Here is a 744-nt window from a genome sequence, read left to right as displayed (position 1 = left end):
CGGTCACCACGGTAGGATTCATGACTGGGGTGAAGTCGTAACAAGGTAGCCGTATCGGAAGGTGCGGCTGGATCACCTCCTTTCCAGAGCTTCTCGCACAAGTTGAGCGCTCACGCTTATCGGCTGTAAATTTAAAGACAGACTCAGGGGTCTGTAGCTCAGTCGGTTAGAGCACCGTCTTGATAAGGCGGGGGTCGTTGGTTCGAATCCAACCAGACCCACCACCGTCTTGTGTGGCGGTACACCCTGAGGCAAATCTGTACATGGGGGCATAGCTCAGCTGGGAGAGCACCTGCTTTGCAAGCAGGGGGTCGTCGGTTCGATCCCGTCTGCCTCCACCAATCACCAACGCTAAGGGCTTGGTTCAGACGCTGAACCGAGAATTTTGCATTGGCGATTGAGCCAGTCAGAGTGATATGAGTAAAACCATATCGGCTGTCGTTCTTTAACAATCTGGAAGAAGCAAGTAATTTGGATAGCAGAAGCGTCTTGAGATGGACGTGGAAACTATCCGGGTTGTGATTGTATCGATGTATCTCAAGATGATTCGAACTCTATGTTTGACTCAATTTGGAATACGGCACAACGCGAGAACTCAACCTGTAGCGACTGTCGATGAGACAGACTCGTTATAGGGTCAAGCGAACAAGTGCATGTGGTGGATGCCTTGGCGATCACAGGCGATGAAGGACGCGGTAGCCTGCGAAAAGCTACGGGGAGCTGGCAAACAAGCTTTGATCCGTA

General features: G+C 51.5%; 2 tRNA genes and 2 rRNA genes. All 4 read left to right on the top strand.

Going from position 1 to position 744, the window contains the following annotated elements:
• A 16S ribosomal RNA gene (locus G3N96_RS38895) occupies positions 1-83 on the top strand; the annotation flags it as partial.
• A 64-nt stretch (positions 84-147) separates the two neighbouring features.
• A tRNA-Ile gene (locus G3N96_RS38890) sits at positions 148-224 on the top strand.
• 41 nt (positions 225-265) lie between these two features.
• Positions 266-341, top strand: a tRNA-Ala gene (locus G3N96_RS38885).
• Positions 342-635: 294 nt separating this feature from the next.
• A 23S ribosomal RNA gene (locus tag G3N96_RS38880) occupies positions 636-744 on the top strand; the annotation flags it as partial.

The sequence above is a fragment of the Burkholderia sp. Se-20373 genome (assembly GCF_017104705.1).
Classification (GTDB): domain Bacteria; phylum Pseudomonadota; class Gammaproteobacteria; order Burkholderiales; family Burkholderiaceae; genus Burkholderia.
Note: the sequence above shows the minus strand (reverse complement) of the source record. Positions and strands in the feature narration are given on the sequence as shown.